General features: G+C 56.5%; 4 protein-coding genes. All 4 read left to right on the forward strand.

Annotated elements, in window-relative coordinates; genetic code table 11:
• The coding region (locus RT613_RS22170) for an ABC transporter substrate-binding protein (RefSeq protein WP_313618544.1) at positions 1–480 on the forward strand (480 nt) is incomplete at its 5' end.
• Positions 477–1520 (forward strand): iron ABC transporter permease, encoded by a 1044-nt coding sequence (locus tag RT613_RS22175; RefSeq protein WP_313618545.1) that lies wholly within the window; start codon positions 477–479, stop codon positions 1518–1520. The genes RT613_RS22170 and RT613_RS22175, both read left to right, overlap by 4 nt.
• A gap of 2 nt (positions 1521–1522) precedes the next feature.
• Complete coding sequence (locus RT613_RS22180) at positions 1523–2557, forward strand: iron ABC transporter permease (RefSeq protein ID WP_313618546.1); 1035 nt, start codon at positions 1523–1525, stop codon at positions 2555–2557.
• Positions 2554–3369 (forward strand): ABC transporter ATP-binding protein, encoded by an 816-nt coding sequence (locus tag RT613_RS22185; protein WP_313618547.1) that lies wholly within the window; start codon positions 2554–2556, stop codon positions 3367–3369. The genes RT613_RS22180 and RT613_RS22185 overlap by 4 nt, the downstream gene beginning before the upstream one ends.
• Positions 3370–3565 lie beyond the last annotated feature (196 nt).

The following is a 3565-nucleotide window of genomic DNA, read 5'->3' on the forward strand; positions in this document are numbered from 1 at the left end:
GGCGAAGCGCTGATCAAGACGATTGAAAAGGAAATAGCCAACACAGTGGCCGGGCATCCGCAACTTCAAGGCAAGTCCGCCATGTTCGTGACTCACCTTGATACGACCAATCTGAGCATCGTCAACTTCTACACTGCCAATGATACGCGGGTGAAATTCTTTGCGGATTTGGGTCTGACGTCGCCTAAGAGCGTGCTCGACGCCACCATAAAGGGACAGTTTGCGGCAGGTGTGAGCGCCGAACGTGTCGATGCGTTTGATGATGTTGATATTGTCGTGACCTATGGCAGCCAGGCATTGCTGGATGCGGTTCATGCCGATCCGTTGCTTTCTCGCATGCCGGCAGTTGCCAAGGACGCGATCGTCATGCTTGGACGCAATCCGCTGGGAACGGCTTCGAACCCTACTCCACTGTCCATCTCCTGGGTGCTCAAGGATTATGTAAAACTGCTGTCTGACGCAGCTGGAAAATCCAGATGATGTTCGACAAGGCCCGGTTGCCCGCTGCAAAGGCTTTTTCCGGGCGGCCTCGTCGTTCCCGTCTTATTGGATTGTCCCTGGTGATTGCAGCGCTCATCCTATTGTGTGCCTTGTCGGCGGCGATCGGCACGCGTGATGTCTCCTGGAACGATATTTTCGCTGCCTTGAGCGGCCGAACGGACAATATCAGCCAGGCAGCCGTTGCGGTTCGTATTCCAAGGACTGTGCTGGCCATGCTGGCTGGTGCTGCCCTTGGGCTGGCCGGCGCCATCATGCAGGGTGTGACCCGTAACCCGCTGGCCGATCCCGGTATTCTCGGGGTCAATATGGGGGCGTCGCTCGCCGTTGTCATCGGCGTTGCCTGGTTCAGCATTGCATCGGCACAGGCCTATATTATCGTTGCCATTTTCGGCGCAGGCGTTGCGGCAGTATTTGTCTATGTCGTCGGCTCGTTGGGGCGCGGTGGCGCAACGCCGCTCAAGCTCGCACTTGCGGGAGCGGCCACGTCCGTCGCCTTTTCATCGATGGTTATTGCCGTGGTCTTGCCGCGCAACGATATCGCGGGTGGCATCCTTGCCTGGCAAATCGGTGGCGTAGGCGGCGCAACATTCGACCGAATTTCAAATGTTCTGCCCTTTCTGATCGTCGGTTTTTTGATCAGCCTGTTTTCGGCCCGACAACTCAATTCGCTGGCCTTGGGCGACCAATTGGCTGCGGGGCTTGGAGAGCGGGTTGCCACCGCCAGGGCTGTCGCTTCTTTTGGCGCCATTCTTCTCTGTGGCGCAACGACGGCTATCTGTGGTCCGATTGGCTTTCTTGGCCTGGTTGTCCCTCACCTCTGCCGACTGCTGGTGGGCGTTGACCACCGCTGGCTTCTGCCCTTTTCCGCACTTGGCGGAGCTTGTCTTCTTCTCGCCGCAGATATTATGGGGCGCATCGTGGCGCGCCCATCTGAGCTGGATGTTGGCATCGTCACCGCGCTTGTTGGTGCGCCATTCTTTATTTGGATTGTCAGACGACAACGGGTGCGTGAACTGTGACGATGTTTTCTTCTGTTATCGCCTCCATTGCCGGCAATCGTCGCGAGCGGACACTGCGCCGCAGGAATATTCTAACCGGCCTGGTGACACTGCTGGTCGCCGTTTTTGCTTTGACGTTGATGTCAGGCCAAAGTTTTACACCGCCAAGAGATGTCATGCGCGTGCTGCTGGGTGATAACATTCCGGGGCTCAGCTTCACAGTTGGCCAGTTGCGACTGCCGCGCGCTGTGTTGTCCATTCTGGCAGGTCTGTGTTTCGGCATGGGCGGTGTGGCCTTCCAGATCATGCTGCGTAATCCGCTCGCCAGCCCTGACATTATCGGCATCAGTTCGGGTGCCAGCGCTGCTGCAGTTTTTGCCATTATTGTTCTGTCGTTAAGCGGTCCGGTCGTTTCAATCTTTGCTGTAGTTTCCGGTCTTGCTATTGCGCTTCTGGTCTACGCCCTGTCTTTCCGCAATGGTGTGGCCGGGACACGGCTGATCCTCGTCGGTATCGGCGTTTCGGCAATGTTGCAGAGCTTTATTGCTTACATATTATCTGTCGCGCCGGCCTGGAGCCTGCAGGAGGCAATGCGCTGGCTAACCGGTAGCGTTAACGGTGCTCAACTGGGACAGACCTTGCCCCTTCTTTTGGCGTTAGCAGTGTTTGGCGGGTTGTTGTTAAGCCGCGCCCGCGATCTTGAAGCCTTGCGGCTTGGTGACGATACCGCAGCCGCGCTGGGTGTTCGTGTCGCAAGAACCCGCATCATCGTGATCATCACGTCGGTCGGCATGATTGCGTTTGCGACGGCCGTTGCCGGACCTATTGCCTTTGTCGCATTTCTGTCTGGGCCAATTGCCGCGCGCATCATGGGGAACAATGGCTCTTTCCTATTGCCGGCGGCGCTGGTGGGGGCGACTTTGGTTTTGCTCGGTGATTATTGCGGGCAGTTTCTGCTGCCAAGCCGTTACCCGGTTGGTGTGGTAACCGGTGCGCTTGGCGCTCCCTATCTGATTTTCCTTATCGTGCGCGTCAATCGTGCCGGAGGTTCGTTATGATTATGCATTCTTTGACTGCAAACCAGCTTTCTGCCGGATATGGTGACAGTGTCATTCTGGATGGGCTGGAGCTCGCCGTGCCGCAGGGCAAAATCACTTGCATCGTGGGTGCCAATGCCTGCGGAAAATCAACCTTGCTGCGGACAATGTCGCGGCTTATTGTGCCGCGAGACGGGCATGTGCTGCTCGATGGTAAATCCATCCACAAAATGCCTTCGCGAGACCTCGCGAGGATCATGGGGCTTTTGCCCCAGTCGCCGATCGCGCCGGAAGGCATATTGGTCGCTGATCTGGTCAGCCGTGGCCGACATCCACATCAGGGCATGTTCGCGCGCTGGACGGTTAGGGATGATGAGGCGGTTGCGGAAGCGCTGACCGCCACCAAAACCGTTGAACTTGCTGAACGGCCGGTGGATGAACTTTCGGGCGGCCAGAGGCAACGTGTGTGGATTGCCATGGCCCTTGCCCAGCAGACGGACATTCTGCTGCTGGACGAACCGACAACCTTTCTCGACATCAGCCATCAGGTTGAGGTTCTCGATCTGTTGACCGATCTCAATCAGACACGCGGCACGACTATCGTCATGGTGCTTCACGATCTCAATCTGGCGGCGCGATATGCCGATTATCTCGTTGCGATGGCAGGCGGTCGCTTGCACATGTCAGGTAAACCGGAAGAGGTTTTGACGGAAGATACCGTGCGCGAGGTTTTCGGCCTTGAAAGCCGTATCATTATTGATCCGACATCTGGCCGACCACTGATGCTGCCAATCGGCAGACATCAGATGCTCGTTGCGAGCAGTGCCAATTAGGTTTTACTCAAAGCGTCCTATTGCTTCACAGGTGTAAGCGGTAGCCGTGTCAGCACGGCGACATTATCTGGTTTGAAAACCTGCTGTGCGTAGGAGTACAACGCATCCCGTGTGATCTTTGCACTCAATGTCTGCATGTTGTTAGGGTCAGGACCCATTGATTTGAACTGACGGCTGTGATTCAGATGGGCGTATA

Origin of the sequence: Agrobacterium sp. (assembly GCF_032092815.1) — a bacterium.
Lineage (GTDB): Bacteria > Pseudomonadota > Alphaproteobacteria > Rhizobiales > Rhizobiaceae > Agrobacterium.